The sequence below is a fragment of the Stenotrophomonas sp. YJH_SMC_106-19 genome (genome assembly GCF_059368375.1).
Genome location: NZ_JCAFRQ010000009.1, coordinates 16525 through 31307, shown reverse-complemented (window position 1 = coordinate 31307; position 14783 = coordinate 16525). Strand labels below are relative to the sequence as shown.

Annotated in this window: 15 protein-coding genes; 6 read left to right on the top strand and 9 right to left on the bottom strand. The window is 67.1% G+C overall.

The annotated features are described in order from the left end of the window. Positions 1-55: 55 nt before the first annotated feature. Together AC5P5M_RS18000 and AC5P5M_RS17995 are read right to left on the bottom strand one after the other, a co-directional pair. Positions 56-1261 carry an endonuclease/exonuclease/phosphatase family protein gene (locus AC5P5M_RS18000; RefSeq protein ID WP_495206229.1) on the bottom strand — a complete coding sequence of 402 codons (1206 nt, stop codon included), beginning with the start codon at positions 1259-1261 and terminating at the stop codon, positions 56-58. Between the two features lie 38 nt (positions 1262-1299). Continuing rightward, on the bottom strand, positions 1300-2055 hold the full coding sequence (locus tag AC5P5M_RS17995; protein ID WP_495206228.1) for an arginyltransferase: 756 nt from the start codon (positions 2053-2055) through the stop codon (positions 1300-1302). Positions 2056-2210: 155 nt separating this feature from the next. On the opposite strand from AC5P5M_RS17995, the gene AC5P5M_RS17990 reads away from it, so the two are divergent. After that, positions 2211-2774, top strand: coding sequence for an EF-hand domain-containing protein (locus AC5P5M_RS17990; protein ID WP_065182363.1), 564 nt, complete (start codon positions 2211-2213; stop codon positions 2772-2774). A 50-nt stretch (positions 2775-2824) separates the two neighbouring features. Here the strand turns inward: AC5P5M_RS17990 and AC5P5M_RS17985 are convergent, their stop codons facing one another. The 4 genes from AC5P5M_RS17985 to AC5P5M_RS17970 form a co-directional block, all read right to left on the bottom strand. Then, positions 2825-4042, bottom strand: coding sequence for an RNA polymerase sigma factor (locus AC5P5M_RS17985; protein WP_065182362.1), 1218 nt, complete (start codon positions 4040-4042; stop codon positions 2825-2827). A gap of 142 nt (positions 4043-4184) precedes the next feature. After that, positions 4185-4676 carry a pathogenicity-like protein gene (locus AC5P5M_RS17980; protein WP_495206227.1) on the bottom strand — a complete coding sequence of 164 codons (492 nt, stop codon included), beginning with the start codon at positions 4674-4676 and terminating at the stop codon, positions 4185-4187. A gap of 4 nt (positions 4677-4680) precedes the next feature. Then, complete coding sequence (tesB, locus tag AC5P5M_RS17975; RefSeq protein ID WP_414487809.1) at positions 4681-5601, bottom strand: acyl-CoA thioesterase II; 921 nt, start codon at positions 5599-5601, stop codon at positions 4681-4683. Between the two features lie 87 nt (positions 5602-5688). Then, on the bottom strand, positions 5689-6465 hold the full coding sequence (locus tag AC5P5M_RS17970; RefSeq protein ID WP_053516135.1) for an enoyl-CoA hydratase/isomerase family protein: 777 nt from the start codon (positions 6463-6465) through the stop codon (positions 5689-5691). Between the two features lie 34 nt (positions 6466-6499). Between AC5P5M_RS17970 and AC5P5M_RS17965 the strand changes: the two genes are divergently transcribed. Then, positions 6500-6940 carry a copper chaperone PCu(A)C gene (locus tag AC5P5M_RS17965; RefSeq protein WP_459062767.1) on the top strand — a complete coding sequence of 147 codons (441 nt, stop codon included), beginning with the start codon at positions 6500-6502 and terminating at the stop codon, positions 6938-6940. A 105-nt stretch (positions 6941-7045) separates the two neighbouring features. On the opposite strand, the gene AC5P5M_RS17960 is transcribed toward AC5P5M_RS17965, so the two are convergent. Together AC5P5M_RS17960 and uvrA are read right to left on the bottom strand one after the other, a co-directional pair. Then, positions 7046-7453, bottom strand: coding sequence for an acyl-CoA thioesterase (locus tag AC5P5M_RS17960; protein ID WP_053516131.1), 408 nt, complete (start codon positions 7451-7453; stop codon positions 7046-7048). Then, complete coding sequence (gene uvrA, locus AC5P5M_RS17955) at positions 7453-10437, bottom strand: excinuclease ABC subunit UvrA (protein WP_053516129.1); 2985 nt, start codon at positions 10435-10437, stop codon at positions 7453-7455. The genes AC5P5M_RS17960 and uvrA overlap by 1 nt, the downstream gene beginning before the upstream one ends. A gap of 318 nt (positions 10438-10755) precedes the next feature. On the opposite strand from uvrA, the gene rplU reads away from it, so the two are divergent. From rplU to cgtA, 3 genes are all read left to right on the top strand, one after another. Continuing rightward, positions 10756-11064 carry a 50S ribosomal protein L21 gene (gene rplU, locus AC5P5M_RS17950; RefSeq protein WP_006424709.1) on the top strand — a complete coding sequence of 103 codons (309 nt, stop codon included), beginning with the start codon at positions 10756-10758 and terminating at the stop codon, positions 11062-11064. An 18-nt stretch (positions 11065-11082) separates the two neighbouring features. After that, a complete protein-coding gene (rpmA, locus tag AC5P5M_RS17945; RefSeq protein ID WP_053516127.1) occupies positions 11083-11346 on the top strand; it encodes a 50S ribosomal protein L27 in 264 nt (87 codons plus the stop codon). 178 nt (positions 11347-11524) lie between these two features. After that, positions 11525-12577: an Obg family GTPase CgtA gene (gene cgtA, locus AC5P5M_RS17940; RefSeq protein WP_065181115.1), complete on the top strand. Its 1053-nt coding sequence runs from the start codon at positions 11525-11527 to the stop codon at positions 12575-12577. A 190-nt stretch (positions 12578-12767) separates the two neighbouring features. On the opposite strand, the gene rpsT is transcribed toward cgtA, so the two are convergent. Continuing rightward, a complete protein-coding gene (gene rpsT, locus AC5P5M_RS17935) occupies positions 12768-13037 on the bottom strand; it encodes a 30S ribosomal protein S20 (protein ID WP_005408560.1) in 270 nt (89 codons plus the stop codon). Between the two features lie 117 nt (positions 13038-13154). On the opposite strand from rpsT, the gene murJ reads away from it, so the two are divergent. Further along, on the top strand, positions 13155-14759 hold the full coding sequence (gene murJ / locus AC5P5M_RS17930) for a murein biosynthesis integral membrane protein MurJ (RefSeq protein WP_197572075.1): 1605 nt from the start codon (positions 13155-13157) through the stop codon (positions 14757-14759). Positions 14760-14783 lie beyond the last annotated feature (24 nt).

Here is a 14783-nt window from a genome sequence, read left to right as displayed (position 1 = left end):
CGGGCCGCGCCCGGCGGCTTTCTGCAAGGCAGAGCAGCGCGCCTGGCGCCTGGGGTCACTTCACATCCACCCACACCAGGTGGTGGTCGCTGCCGTCGGCAATCTTCGCTTCAGGGCTGTTGCTGGCTGGCCAGAACACGCCGCTGCCCACGTACTGGAACCCGGTGGAAGGCAGCACGTAATCCAGTCGCAGGGTGCCGGACTTCGGGCCAAAGTCGCCGGTGGCGTAGAAAGGCGCACCCTTGCGCACGATGCCCTTGGCGGCATAGGCGAGGCTGGTTTCCTCACCCCCCGCGCTGCGCGGGGTGGGGTAGCGCAATACGCGTGCGTTCTCGATCAGTTCGACGATCGCCTCGTGGCGGCCATCGCCGTCGACCGGGTCGTTGTTGAGATCGCCGAGGATCACGAAGCGTGCATCCTGCGCCAGACCTCCGCACTGGCCCTTGTCGTCGCACAGCCAGGACTTGTCACCCGCGGTGAGATACTCCTGCCACAGGCGCAGTTCGTCGTGGTTGCGCGCCGCGTTGCGCTTTTCCGGGCCGTCGAACACCGGCGGCGTCGGGTGCGAGACCAGCGCATGCACCACGCCTGCCGGGGTCTGCACCGGTACATCCCAGTGCGACTTCGACGACAGGCGCAGCTGCGACCACACGGCGTCGCTGTAGAAGCTCTGCCCGCTGCGCGGATCGACCGCACGGATCGCGCCCGGCATCGTGCTCCACTTCAGCAGCTGGAAGCTGCGTACCCTGGCTTCATCGATCGGGTAGCGCGACAGCACCAGCATGCCGTACTGGCCCGGGTGCAGGCCGTAGCCCCAGGCATCGTTGCCACGGCTGCGACCTTCGCCGCCGACCACGCCGTTGTTGTCCAGGTCCAGGCCACTGGGCACGCCGGTGTTGACCGGGGCCAGGTAGCGGTAGGCGAAGTGCAGCGGCGCGCCGCCGCCCGGCTGCGCCACTTCCAGGTAGCGCTTCTGGAACAGGTCGGCGGCGCGATGGGCGTCGTCGAAATCGAATTCGTTCAGCAGCACCAGGTCCGGGCGCACCTGCTGCAGCACGGCGGCAATCTTGCGCGCATGCGCGCTGTCGCCTTCAAGCTCCCTGATCAGGCCGCCGGCCTCATCGGAGTACAGCGACGTGTTGTAGGTGGCCAGGCGCAGCGATGCGGACGGTGTTTCGGTCATCGCAGGGGTCCTGGCAAGAGCAGGGGCCGCAGCGCCACACAGCAGGGCCAGGGCAAGAATCAGGGGTTGGGTGTTCATGCCGCCTATTGTGCACCCCGCCCGGTGTCAGCGGTTTGTCAGCGGCCGTCCAGATCGAGGTCGAAATCGTGCCAGCGACGGCCATCGTAGGCCTCCAGCGGACGGAAGCGGCGCTTGTAGTCCATTTTCTGGTGTTCACGGATCCAGTAGCCCAGATAGACGTGCGGCAGTCCTTCGCGACGCGCCCATTCGATCTGCTGCAGGATGGCGAACGTGCCCAGTCCCCGCGCTGCGTGGTCTGGATCGAAGAAGGTATAGACCGCCGAAAGGCCGTGCTCGGTGACATCGGTGACGGCCACTCCGAGCAGCTGGCTGGGCCGGTCATCGTGGCCCGGCAGGCGCATCTCCAGGAAGCGGGTGTGCGACCAGCTGCCGATCAGGAACTGCTCGAACTCGTGCGGGCCATGATCGTCCATGCCGCCGTTGGCGTGGCGGTGCACCAGATAGCGGTGGTAGAGGGCAAACAGATCCTCGCGCGCAGTGGCGGCGGTGATCCGCACCTCCAGGTCGGCGTTGCGGGTGGCGCAGCGACGCTGGCTGCGGTCCGGCGCGAACCGGGCCACCGGAATCCGTACCGCCACGCAGGCATGGCACTGCGCGCAGTGGGGCCGATAGACCAGGTCGCCGCTGCGGCGGAAGCCCCAGCTGAGTGCGAGTGGATACAGGCCGCCCAGGCGACGGTCGTGGGGATCCATCACCAGGTCGCGCGCCACCCGGTCCGGCCAGTACCCGCAGGGGTGCTCGCCGGTCTGGAACAGCCGCAGTTCGTCGTCTCTGTCGCCGTGGATCGCCATGGCCACAGCATAGCCCCAGCGTGTCGCAATGAACGCGACTGTCCGCCGGATGAACGGAACTGGCGGTTGCGTCAACCGCCGTCGCGGCCGGGCGTTGTTGTCATTCGAGGGTGAAGTGATCACCCCGACGCAACCTCATCCCCAGGAGTGACCTCATGATCCGTACCCCCCTGCTGCTGGCCCTGCTGCTTGCCACGTCCGCCTCCGGTGTCGCGCTGGCGGCGACTCCCCCGACCGCACCGGCACAGCGTCCGGCCAAGCTGGACACCAACGGCGACGGTGTCATCGACCGCAGCGAGGCCGCGGCCAACCCACGTCTGGCGGCCAAGTTCGACGAACTGGACCGCAACAAGGACGGCAGGCTGTCGCGCGATGAAATGCCGCGCTGGCAGCATGGTCGTCGTGGCGGCCATGGCGGCGAGCGCTGGGCCAGGCTGGACACCGACAAGGACGGCCGCATCAGCCGCGAAGAGGCCAAGGCCGATCCGCGCCTGGCGGCACGTTTCGATCAGCTCGATCTCAACAAGGACGGCTATCTGGACAAGGCGGATCGCGAGCTGCGCATGAAGCAGCATCGCGACGCCTGGTTCGCCGCTGCCGACACCAACAAGGACGGCCAGTTGAGCAAGGCCGAATTCGATGCGGCGAAGGGCCCGATGCATGGCGGCCCGCGCCACGGGGGGCCGCGTGACGGCGCCGCACCGAAGCCGCAGCGCTGATCACGGCGCAACGTTCAACGACGACGCCGGCAGACTGCCGGCGTCGTCCGTTACAGGCGACCGCTGTCGAGCAGCGTATAGGCCACCAGGGCGATCACCAGCAGGTTCATCGCGATGATGGCGCTGCGGCCGTACATCGCTTCGTACTTCCAGTTGATGCCCTGCCGCCCGCGCCGCGCTGCGTCGCGCACGATCAAGGGCCGCATCAGGCGCTGCAGCGGTCCCAGGCACTGGTAGTTGACCGCACCCAGGCCGATGGCCATGACCACCAGGTGTACCCATACCGGCGTCTGCAGCAGCACGACCAGCAGTATGGACAGGCAGCAGGCCATCACGGTCCAGGTGTTGAGATGGACGAAGCGCCGGACCTGGGTCCGCTCCGGTTCCGTTTCGGCGTAGGACAGCAGGAAGCGACCGCCCAGGTAGCTGCCCAGCACGCCGCCCAGCACGGCACCGGCGATCGCTGCCCAGTTGTGGGCCGGGACCAGATGCAGGTGCCCCAGCGCCGCTGTCAGCGATCCCATCGCGGTACCGCCGGCTGCGCTGGCGCCGCCCAACCCCAGCTTGCTGCCGCCAATGCCCACACCGGTGCCGAGCAGGATCGCGGCACTGGCCGTGCCGGGCGCAGCGATCAGCACCATCGAGACCACGGTGGTTGCGAAGGCAGCGCTGGGTGCGCTGCTGCGCGCGAATTCGCCGAAGCGCTGCAGCAGTCCCTCGCGGACCTGCGCGCGGGCCCGCGACAGGCGCTTGCGCACCGCCGCATCACTCAGGCCCAGCAGGTCCGCCACCTGCTGCGAGCGCTGACCTTCCCGGTAGTAAAGCAGCAGGACTTCGCGGCTGTCGGTGGGCAGCGCCGAGATGATGTCCTCGGCGGCAACCTCCTCTTCCAGTCGCTGCAGGCGGTCGGCGGCAGTCGGCGAGGGGTCGGCCGCCATGCCCAGCGCAACTTCGGCGGCCTCGCCGCTCAGGGGCCTGCCGCGCTGTGCACGCAGCCAGTCGCGCGCGAGGTTGCGGGTGATCTGCCGCAGCCAGGGCAGGAAGCTGGTGGAACTGCGCAGCTGGTGCAGCTGCTGCCAGCCCTTCACGAACGCTTCCTGCGCGATGTCCTCGCTGGCCTGGCGATCGCCGGTGATGGCCAGGGCGATGGCGGTCACGGTGTTCTGGCAGGCGAGCACGATGCGCCCATAGGCGTGCTGGCAGCCACTGCTGGCCGCCGGCAGCTCGCGTTCAAGCGTCTCGTCGATCGTTGCAGCGAAAGTCGTCATGGCGGCAGCTCCTGCTGGATTGTGTCCCAAGACGGAGCTGCGCGCCCGATGTGACCGGCCCGCCTGCCGGTAGGGCCGGGTCATGCCCGGCGGGGTTTCTGGCCGCTGCGGTGGCCGGGGATGGCCCGGCGCTGCCGGCGCGTCAGTTCGCGGGCCGGATGCGGACCCGCTCTTCTTCCTGTTCCGGCGCGGGCTGCTGGGGTTGCGTCTGTGGGGCGGGGGCGGGTGCTGCGGGGGCCGGGCCACCGCGGTGGCGCAGGCCGATCACCAGCGCCACGCCAGCGATCACCACCAGCAGTGCGATGCGGATCCGCCAGGCCCAGCTGCGCCCGCCGCTGCCGGCATCCGGCGTGTCGCGGAACGCGAACTCGGCCGTGGGATGGTCGCGGCGGGTGGTATCGAGCAGGCGTGCATCGCGCAGGATGTCGCGCGCACGTGGCTGGTCGTCGGCGCGCACGATCCAGACCGCTGGATAGCCCTGCGTATTGCCCAGGTCGGTATAGCTGAACTGGCCGCGCCGCCGGGTCTTGTACGAGCGACCATTGGTCACCTTCACTTCGATGCCATGGCTGCGCAGGAGCTCGGCCACGCCCTCGACGGTTTCCACACGCTGGCTGCTGAAGATCTGACGCATCGGATCAGTCCTTGGCCGGCACGGCGGCCGCTGCAGTCTGGTCGGGAACCACGCGGATCAGGCCCTCCTGCGCCGTGCTGGCCACCAGCACGCCATTACGGGTGAAGAACTGGCCGCGGGCGAGGCCGCGCGAATCCTGCGCACTGGGGCTGTCCAGCGAATAGAGCAGCCAGTCGTCGGCGCGGAACGGGCGGTGGAACCAGATCGCGTGGTCGAGCGAGGCCATCTGCACGTGCGGATGGTAGTAGCTGATACCGTGCGGGAAGGTCGCCGTGCCCAGCAGATGGAAGTCGGACGCGTAGGCCAGCAGCGCCTGGTGCAGCTCGGGGGCATCGCCGACCGGTTCGCTCAACCGCATCCAGACCTGGTGATAGGGCGGGCGCTTGGGCGGATTCAGTTCGTCGCGGGGATAGACGTGGCGGAACTCGAACGGGCCACCGCGCGAGAGCCAGCGCTGCACTTTGATCGGCAGCCGCTCCAGCACTTCGGCCGGCAACGGGCGGTTCGGCTCGATGTCTTCCGGTTGAGGCACTTCGGGCATCTTGTGCTGGTGCTCGGCACCGGTCTCCGCCTGCTGGAACGAGGCAGCACAGAAGAAGATCACCTTGCCATGCTGGATCGCGGTCACCCGGCGCACGGAGAAGCTGCCGCCATCGCGGGTGCGGTCCACGTCGTAGACGATCGGATGGTCGATGTTGCCGGCCCGCAGGAAATACGCGTGCAGCGAATGCACATGGCGCCCGTTGTCGACCGTGGCCTGGGCGGCGGCCAGCGCCTGGCCCAGCACCTGCCCGCCGAACACGTACTTGGTGCCGATGTCGCGGCTTTGTCCGCGGAACAGGTTGTCCTCCAGCCGCTCCAGGGTGAGCAGGTCGATCAGCTCGGAGACGACGGGTTCGGGCGTGTCGTTCAAGGGGGCGGCCACAACAATGAAGAGGCCTTGATTATACCGGTCCGGGGTCGGATCCCTTTCGCATTGCAGAAGGGGGCTGACCCCAGAGCGCGGAGACCGTTACTTGCCCAGCCGCGCCACCAGCGCCTGCAGGGCATTCTGTGCGTCCGGGGCGAACCAGGCCTCTACGAACCGGTCCAGCTGGATCAGGTCCGGGTGCAGCGCTTCGTGCAGGTCATTGCGGGCCACGGCGCGGGTCAGCAGCATCGGCTGCCGCGGCTGCCTGAGCAGGTTCTGCAGCCAGGCCACGGCGCGGGCGACCACCAGATCGCCCTCGGCCAGTTCGTCGACCAGGCCGATCTGCAGCGCCTGCTCGGCCGGCACCAGGGCACCGGTGGTGAGCAGCACCCCCGCGCGGTGCACGCCGACGGTACGGCGCAGCAGGCGCTGGATGCCTTCCGGTGCGATCAGGCCGACCTGCACCTCGTTCAGTCCGATGGCATACGGGCGTGCCGGGTCGGCGCTGCGCGCCATCACCCGGTAATCGCAGCACAGGGCGAGCACGCAACCGCCGGCAGGGGCGTGGCCGGTGATCGCGGCGACCACCGGGATGCGGCTCTCGGCCAGCGTACGTACCGCGCCGAAGAAGGCATTCCAGGTATCCAGCAGCTTGTGCTTGTCATCGCCGTGGGAGAGCAGGTGTGGCACGTCCATGCCGCCGGTGAACACGCGCTCGCTGCCGGACAGCACGATGCCGTGCGCATCGTCGGCCATGGCCTGCTCGACGGCGTGGATCAGCTGTCGGCACAGGTCGGTGTCCAGCGCATTGACCGGCGGCCGCGCCAGGCGCAGTTCGCGGATGGGACCATGGTTGATCACCTCGATGAGCGTCGTCATGCTGCGGTCTCGTTGCGAAGAAGGAACGTGGGCGATGATAACCAAACCATTCGTTGGCGTACTGTTGCTTCTGTGTGCGTCCGCATCAGCGGCGGCGGAATCACGTTGTGTGACGGTGGAGCAGGGCTGGGTGCGCCTGCCGCCGAACCCGGCCATGCCGATGACGGCGGGTTACGGGACGATCGTGAACCGCTGCGCAGCGCCGGTGACGGTGGTGGGCGCGGGCAGCAGGGCCTTCGGCGACGTGTCACTGCACGAGACCACCGTGGTCGACGGTGTTAGCCGGATGCGCGAAGTCGAACGGCTGCCGATTGCAGCCGGGGCGCGCACCGAGCTCAAGCCCGGTGGCCTGCACCTGATGCTGATGGAAGGCGAGGGAGCTTTGAAGGAAGGGCAGGTCGTGCCGTTGCAGTTGCAGCTGGAGGGCGGTGGCACCGCCAGCGCAACGCTGACGGTACGCAAGGCCGCTCCATGATGCAGCGCCCGTTCCGCCGGGCATCAGGGTCGGACCGGCGTCGGTAGCGCCGGGCCATGCCCGGCGGGGTGGGGCCGACCCGGGTCGGCACCCACCCGCAGTGCATCAGCTCGATGCGCTGCGGATCGCGTCCGGCAGCGGCGCGCTTTTGCCGGTCTGGGTATCCATCCAGACCACCACCACGTTGCCATCGGAGTACAGCTTCGACTCGTCCTGCTGGTCGACGATGCGATGACCGATGGTGACGCTGCTGTTGCCCAGGCGCTCGACGAACAGTTCGACCAGGATGTCGTTGGGCCACACGATCGGCAGCCGGTAGTTGACGTTGGTCGCGGCCACCACCGGCGCGATGCGGTCGGTCATCGACACGCCTTCCACGCCCAGCATCCAGCGCACGCGCGCTTCCTCCAGGTAGGAGATGTACTTGGCGTTGTTCACATGGCCCATGCTGTCCATGTCGCGCCAGCGCACGCTGATCGGGATGCGGGCCAGGATCTTGTGTTCGCTGCTCATCAGGCGTCCTTCTTCTTGGTCGTGCTCTTGCTGGCCTTGCCGGTGCTCTTGGCGGCCACGGCCTTCTTCGCCACCTTCTCCGGCTTCACCTTGCGCGGCGGCCGGGCGTCGGGCTTGTTGGCCACGGCGGCCGGCTGCTCCGGGCGCGCACTGGTGGACGGCAGCATGCGTGCCAGGAACTGCCCGGTGTACGACTGCGGGCAGGCGGCCACGTCTTCCGGCGTGCCGGTGACCAGGATGGTGCCACCCCGGTGGCCGCCTTCCGGCCCCAGGTCGACGATCCAGTCGGCGGTCTTGATCACATCGAGGTTGTGCTCGATCACCACCACCGTGTTGCCTTCGTCGCGCAGCTTGTGCAGCACGCCCAGCAGCGCTTCGATGTCGTGGAAGTGCAGGCCGGTGGTCGGTTCATCGAGGATGTACAGGGTGCGGCCGGTATCGCGGCGCGACAGCTCCTTGGACAGCTTCACGCGCTGCGCTTCACCACCGGACAGCGTGGTCGCGCTCTGTCCCAGCTTGATGTAGCTCAGGCCGACATCCACCAGCGTTTCCAGCTTGCGCGCGATCGACGGCACGGGCTCGAACAGCTTCAGCGCATCTTCGACGGTCATTTCCAGCACGTCGTTGATGTTGAAGCCCTTGTACAGGATCTCCAGCGTTTCGCGGTTGTAGCGCTTGCCGTGGCAGACATCGCAGGGCACATACACGTCCGGCAGGAAGTGCATCTCGACCTTGATCAGGCCATCACCCTGGCACGCCTCGCAGCGTCCGCCGCGCACGTTGAAGCTGAAACGACCTGGTGAATAACCACGCGCACGCGCTTCGGGCACCTGTGCGAACAGCTCGCGCAGCGGGGTGAACAGGCCGGTGTAGGTGGCCGGGTTCGAGCGCGGGGTGCGGCCGATCGGCGACTGGTCGATGTCCACGACCTTGTCGAACAGGTCCAGGCCATCGATCTCCTTGTACGGGGCGACCGGGTGCGAGGAGCCGTTGATCTCGTTGGCGGCCAGCGAGAACAGGGTGTCATTGATCAGCGTCGACTTGCCCGAGCCGGACACGCCGGTCACGCAGGTCAGCAGGCCCGAGGGAATCGACAGGTCCACCCCCTTCAGGTTGTTGCCGCTGGCGCCGCGCAGATGCAGGGTCATCTTCGGATTCGGCCGGTGCCGGCGCGCCGGGATCTCGATCGAGCGCTTGCCGGACAGGTACTGGCCCGTCAGCGAACGGGGTGCATCCAGGATGTCCTGCAGGGTGCCCTGGCCGACGATCTCGCCACCGTGCACGCCCGCGCCCGGGCCGATGTCCAGCACGTAGTCGGCCAGGCGGATCGCATCTTCGTCATGCTCGACCACGATCACCGTGTTGCCGAGGTCGCGCAGGCGGGTGAGGGTGCCCAGCAGGCGTTCGTTGTCGCGCTGGTGCAGGCCGATCGACGGCTCGTCGAGCACGTACATCACGCCGACCAGGCCGGCACCGATCTGGCTGGCCAGGCGGATGCGCTGTGCCTCGCCACCGGAGAGGGTATCGGCCTTGCGCTCCAGAGTGAGGTAGTCCAGGCCCACGTCGACCAGGAAGCCCAGGCGTTCGCCGATCTCCTTGACGATCTTCGAGGCGATCTCGCCACGCCAGCCCGGCAGGCTCAGTTCGCTGAAGAACTTCAGGGCTTCGTCGATCGGCAGCACCACCAGGTCCGGCAGCGGCCGGTCGGCCACGAACACGTTGCGCGCAGCCTTGTTCAGGCGGGCACCGTTGCACTCGGGGCAGGCGCGCTCGCTGATGTACTTGCCGAGCTCTTCCTGCACGGCCGCCGACTCGGTTTCCTTGTAGCGGCGTTCCAGGTTGGGAATGATGCCCTCGAAGCGGTGCTTGCGCTGGGTGCGGCCGCCGGCTTCGGTGAAGTAGGTGAACGTGATTGCGTCCTCGCCGCTGCCATACAGCACGGCCTGCTGCACCTTGGCCGGCAGCGAGTTCCAGGCGGCATCGACGTCGAACTTGTAGTGACGTGCCAGCGAGGCGATCAGCTGGAAATAGTACGCATTGCGACGGTCCCAGCCACGTACTGCGCCGGCGGCCAGGGACAGCTCGGGATGCACGACCACGCGCGAGGGATCGAAGAATTCGGCCATGCCCAGGCCATCACAACCGGGGCAGGCGCCCATCGGCGCGTTGAACGAGAACAGGCGCGGTTCCAGCTCCGGCAGCGAGTAATCGCAGACCGGGCAGGAGTATTTGGAGGAGAACAGGGTCGGCGCGCTGGCGGTGTTGTCCAGGCTCTGCACCGAGGCCATGCCGTCGCCGAGTTTCAGCGCGGTCTCGAAGCTCTCGGCCAGGCGCTGCTTGATGTCCTCGCGCGGGCGGAAGCGGTCGATCACCGCCTCGATGGTGTGCTTCTGGCGCAGCGCCAGCGGCGGCACCGCGTCGATCTCATGCAGCTCGCCATCCACGCGCACGCGCACGAAGCCCTGTGCGCGCAGCTGGTCGAATACCTGCGCGTGTTCGCCCTTGCGATCGCGGATCACCGGGGCCAGCAGCATGTAGCGCTGTTCCGGGTCCAGCGTCAGCACCTGGTCGACCATCTGGCTGACCGTCTGCGCTTCCAGCGGATAGCCGTGGTCGGGGCAGCGCGGCGTGCCGACGCGGGCGTACAGCAGGCGCAGGTAGTCGTAGATCTCGGTGATCGTGCCGACCGTCGAGCGCGGGTTGTGCGACGTCGACTTCTGCTCGATCGAGATCGCCGGAGACAGGCCCTCGATGTGGTCCAGGTCCGGCTTCTCCATCACGCTCAGGAACTGCCGGGCGTAGGCCGACAGCGACTCGACGTAGCGACGCTGGCCTTCGGCGTAGATCGTGTCGAAAGCCAGCGACGACTTGCCCGAGCCGGACAGGCCGGTGATCACGATCAGCTTGTCGCGGGGCAGGTCGAGGTCGAGGTTCTTCAGGTTGTGCGTCCGCGCGCCGCGGATGCGGATGAAATCCATCGCCATGGGGAATCCGGTTGTGGGGGCGTTGGCTGGGTGCCGGGCCAGCAGGGAACGGCAATCGGTCAGCCTACCGAGGTGACCAGATGGGGGCAATGGGCGACAATGCCAGCCCGGTGTCTCACCTTCTGAGACAGGCCGACAGGTGGGGGTCAGATCCCCTTCTCACGTTGTGAAAAGGGATCCGACCCCGTTCCGGCCGGGCCCCCCAGCCCGTTCAGGGGTTGACTTGACCCGCGGCCGTTGATCTGCGTACAATTCCGCTCCTGTCCGCCCTCGATGGCGGCAGCTCAGACCACAATAACTACAGAGGAAGGCCTGGTCATGTACGCAGTACTGGTCACCGGCGGTAAGCAATACCGCGTGGCGCAGGGCGAAAAGCTCCGCGTTGAAAAGCTCGAAGTCGAAGTCGGCAGCGAGATCAAGTTCGACAACATCCTGATGCTGGGCGACAGCGATGGCGTGAAGCTGGGCGATGCGCTGAAGGGCGCCGCCGTCACCGCCAAGGTTCTGTCCCAGGGTCGTGCTGACAAGGTCCGGATCATCAAGTTCCGTCGCCGCAAGCACCACATGAAGCGCCAGGGTCACCGTCAGTACTACACCGAAATCGAGATCACCGGCATCGCCGGCTAAGCATCAGGAGAAGCAGTCATGGCACATAAAAAGGGCGTAGGCTCCTCGCGCAACGGTCGCGACTCCAACCCGAAGTACCTCGGCGTCAAGATCTTCGGCGGCCAGGCCATCGAAGCAGGCAACATCATCGTGCGCCAGCGCGGCACCCAGTTCCACCCGGGTTCCGGCGTCGGCCTGGGCCGTGACCACACCCTGTTCGCCCTCGTGGACGGCAAGGTGGAGTTCTCGGTCAAGGGTCCGAAGAAGCGTCGCACCGTCAGCATCGTCTCGGCCGAAGCCTGATCCAGGCATCCGCCGGCACCCGTGCCCCGGCATGGGAATGCTGCATGAAGAGCCCCGCTTCGGCGGGGCTTTTCGTTAGAGTAAAAGCAAGACCGGCTGCGCCGGGTTGCCCGCCATCGGCTGGCATTACATTCAAGGCGACGGCAGGTTGGCCGCGCCCATCGCAGGCATCGAAACAATGAAACTGGTAGACGAAGCAGAAATCGAAGTGTTCGCCGGCAACGGCGGCAACGGCTGCATTGGCTTCCGTCGCGAGAAGTTCATTCCGCTCGGCGGCCCGGACGGCGGCGACGGCGGTGCGGGCGGCAGCGTGTACATCCGCGCCGACGAAAACCTGAACACCCTGGTCGACTTCCGCCATGACCGCATCTTCAGGGCGCAGCGCGGCGAGAACGGCATGGGCCGGCAGGCCTACGGCAAGGGTGGCGAAGATCTGACCATCACCGTGCCGGTCGGCACCGTGGTCATCAACGTCGCCACCGATGAAATCATCGGCGACCTGACCCAGCACAACGACCGCCTGCTGGTGGCCAAGGGCGGCAGGGGCGGCCTGGGCAACATGCACTTCAAGAGCTCGACCAACCGTTCGCCGCGCCAGGCGCTGCCGGGCGAGCCGGGCGAAGAGCGCACGCTGAAGCTGGAACTGAAGCTGCTGGCCGACGTCGGTCTGCTGGGCTTCCCCAATGCCGGCAAGAGCACCCTGATCCGCGCTGTCTCGGCGGCGACGCCGAAGGTGGCCGACTACCCGTTCACCACGCTGTACCCGAATCTGGGCGTGGTGAAGGTCGAGAACTACCGCAGCTTCGTGATTGCCGACATTCCGGGCCTGATCGAGGGCGCGGCCGACGGTGCCGGCCTGGGCGCGCAGTTCCTGCGCCACCTGCAGCGCACCCGCCTGCTGCTGCACCTGGTGGACATCTCGCCGATGGAGGGTGGCGTGGAAGGCATCTCCCCGGTCGAGCAGGTGCGCGCGATCGAGCGCGAGCTGGAAAAGCACGATCCGGAACTGCTGCAAAAGCCGCGCTGGCTGGTGCTGAACAAGGCTGACCTGATGTTCGAGGACGAGGCCAAGGCGGCGGCCGAACAGATCGTGGCCGAGCTGGGCTGGAAGGAGCCCTGGTTCCTGGTGTCCGCCCTGGGGCGCGAAGGTACCTTCCCGATCATGAGCCGGATCATGGCCTTCTTCGATCGGCAGAAGGAAGAGGAGCTGGAGGCCCGCAACGCGCAGTAAGGGCGTTGTGGCTCCCGCCAGAAAAGCCCGGCTTCGGCCGGGTTTTTTTGTTGGTTGCGATGCAGGCAGCAGCCGAGCATGGGCTCGGCTCTACGGAAAGCGGGCAGGGCCCGGAGTGCAGGCAACAAAAAGCCCGGCCGAAGCCGGGCTTTTGCGTGTCGCCGGGACGGCAGCCCCGGCGGCAACCGGATCAGGCGGCCTTGAGGGCCTTGATGCGGTCGTTCAGGCGGCTCTTGTGGCGAGCAGCCTTGTTCTTGTGGATCAGGCCACGCGCGCTGAAGCGATCCAGGATCGGCTGGGCAACGGCGAAGGCGGCTTCGGCGCCGGCGGCATCGTTGGCGTCCAGCGCCTTGATCACTTTCTTGACAGCGGTGCGCAGCATCGAGCGCTGAGCCACGTTGCGCGCGTTGCGCACGACGGTCTGCTTGGCGCGCTTCTTGGCGGACTTGATATTGGCCACGGTGGTGGTTTCCTGAAAAAATCGGTGTTATGGGAACAGCAAGCTGGCTAGTATGATGGCGCGGGAAATGTACGTCAAGTCGATTGTCAAGAGGGACGTTGAGTGAGTTCACCGAAGATGTTGCGGGGCCTGCTGTCGTTCAGCAGCATGACCATGGTCTCGCGGGTGCTCGGACTTGTCCGGGACCAGGTGATCACCACCACGTTCGGCACCAATGCGGTCACCGATGCGTTCTGGGTGGCGTTCAGGGTACCCAATTTCCTGCGCCGCCTGTTCGCCGAAGGCTCCTTCGCCACCGCCTTCGTGCCGGTGTTCACCGAGGTGAAGGAGACCCGCAGCCACACCGAACTGCGCGAACTGATGTCACGCGTGGCGGGCACCTTGGGCGGGACGCTGCTGGTGGTCACCGCGCTGGCGTTGATCTTCGCTCCCCAGCTGGCGGTGGTGTTCTCAAGTGGCGCTGATACCGACCCGGTCAAACAGACCCTGCTGGTCGATCTGTTCCGCCTGACCTTCCCGTTCCTGTTGTTCGTCTCGCTCACCGCGCTGGCCGGCGGGGCGCTGAACAGCTTCCAGCGCTTCGCGATGCCAGCGCTGACCCCGGTCATCCTCAACCTGTGCATGATCGCCGGCGCGCTGTGGTTGGCGCCGCAACTCGGCGGCACCCCGGAAAAGCAGATCCTGGCGCTGGGCTGGGCCGTGCTGGCGGCCGGTATCCTGCAGTTGCTGTTCCAGCTGCCCTCGCTCAAGGGCATCAATCTGCTGACCCTGCCGCGCTGGGGCTGGAACCACCCGGGTGTGCGCAAGGTGCTGACCCTGATGGTGCCGACCCTGTTCGGTTCCTCGGTGGCGCAGATCAACCTGCTGCTGGACACCCTGATCGCGGCCAAGCTGACGGATGGCTCGCAGTCCTGGCTGTCCCTGGCCGACCGCTTCCTGGAGTTGCCGCTGGGGGTGTTCGGCGTGGCCCTGGGCACGGTGATCCTGCCGGCGTTGGCCCGCCACCACGTCAGCACCGACCGCGAGGGCTTCTCGCGCTCGCTCGACTGGGGCCTGCGCATGACCCTGCTGATCTCGGTGCCGGCCATGCTGGGCCTGGTGCTGCTGGCTGAACCGCTGATCGCCACGCTGTTCCAGTACCGCCAGTTCACCGCCTTCGACACCCGCATGACCGCGCTGTCGGTGTATGGCCTGAGCTTCGGCCTGCCGGCCTTCGCCCTGTTGAAGGTGGTCCTGCCGGCCTTCTATGCCCGCCAGGATACCCGCACCCCGGTACGTGCCGGCGTGGCCGCGCTGGTGGCCAACATGGTGTTCAACTTCGTCCTGCTGGCCGTGCTGTATCAGGTGATGGTGCCGGACGCGCTGAAGGCGCAGGGTGTGATGACGGCCATCGGCAAGCAGCCCGGCCTGCATCTGGCGCTGGGCATTGCCAGTGCGTTGTCCAGTTACCTGAACCTGGGCCTGCTGTGGTACTGGCTGGGCAAGACCGATGTCTACCAGCGCCTGCCGGGCTGGGGCAGCTACCTCGTGCGGCTGCTGGTGGCGTGCGCGTGCATGGTCGGCGTGCTGCTGGCCCTGCTGTACTGGATGCCGGCCTTCACCGGGATGGACAAATGGCACCGGATCGGCGGCCTGATCCTGCTGGTGGGGGGCGGTGGCCTGACCTATCTGTTGGCGATGCTGGCCATGGGCTTCCGCCCGCGCGACCTGCGCGGGCATTGATCGTCGCCTGCGGCGGCTATACTT

Coding starts and splice junctions, on each gene's coding strand:
- AC5P5M_RS18000 (WP_495206229.1), bottom strand. CDS start 1,261: ATGAACACCCAACCCCTGATTCTTGCCCTGGCCCTGCTGTGTGGCGCT.
- AC5P5M_RS17995 (WP_495206228.1), bottom strand. CDS start 2,055: ATGGCGATCCACGGCGACAGAGACGACGAACTGCGGCTGTTCCAGACC.
- AC5P5M_RS17990 (WP_065182363.1), top strand. CDS start 2,211: ATGATCCGTACCCCCCTGCTGCTGGCCCTGCTGCTTGCCACGTCCGCC.
- AC5P5M_RS17985 (WP_065182362.1), bottom strand. CDS start 4,042: ATGACGACTTTCGCTGCAACGATCGACGAGACGCTTGAACGCGAGCTG.
- AC5P5M_RS17980 (WP_495206227.1), bottom strand. CDS start 4,676: ATGCGTCAGATCTTCAGCAGCCAGCGTGTGGAAACCGTCGAGGGCGTG.
- AC5P5M_RS17970 (WP_053516135.1), bottom strand. CDS start 6,465: ATGACGACGCTCATCGAGGTGATCAACCATGGTCCCATCCGCGAACTG.
- AC5P5M_RS17965 (WP_459062767.1), top strand. CDS start 6,500: ATGATAACCAAACCATTCGTTGGCGTACTGTTGCTTCTGTGTGCGTCC.
- AC5P5M_RS17960 (WP_053516131.1), bottom strand. CDS start 7,453: ATGAGCAGCGAACACAAGATCCTGGCCCGCATCCCGATCAGCGTGCGC.
- uvrA (WP_053516129.1), bottom strand. CDS start 10,437: ATGGCGATGGATTTCATCCGCATCCGCGGCGCGCGGACGCACAACCTG.
- rplU (WP_006424709.1), top strand. CDS start 10,756: ATGTACGCAGTACTGGTCACCGGCGGTAAGCAATACCGCGTGGCGCAG.
- rpmA (WP_053516127.1), top strand. CDS start 11,083: ATGGCACATAAAAAGGGCGTAGGCTCCTCGCGCAACGGTCGCGACTCC.
- cgtA (WP_065181115.1), top strand. CDS start 11,525: ATGAAACTGGTAGACGAAGCAGAAATCGAAGTGTTCGCCGGCAACGGC.
- murJ (WP_197572075.1), top strand. CDS start 13,155: ATGTTGCGGGGCCTGCTGTCGTTCAGCAGCATGACCATGGTCTCGCGG.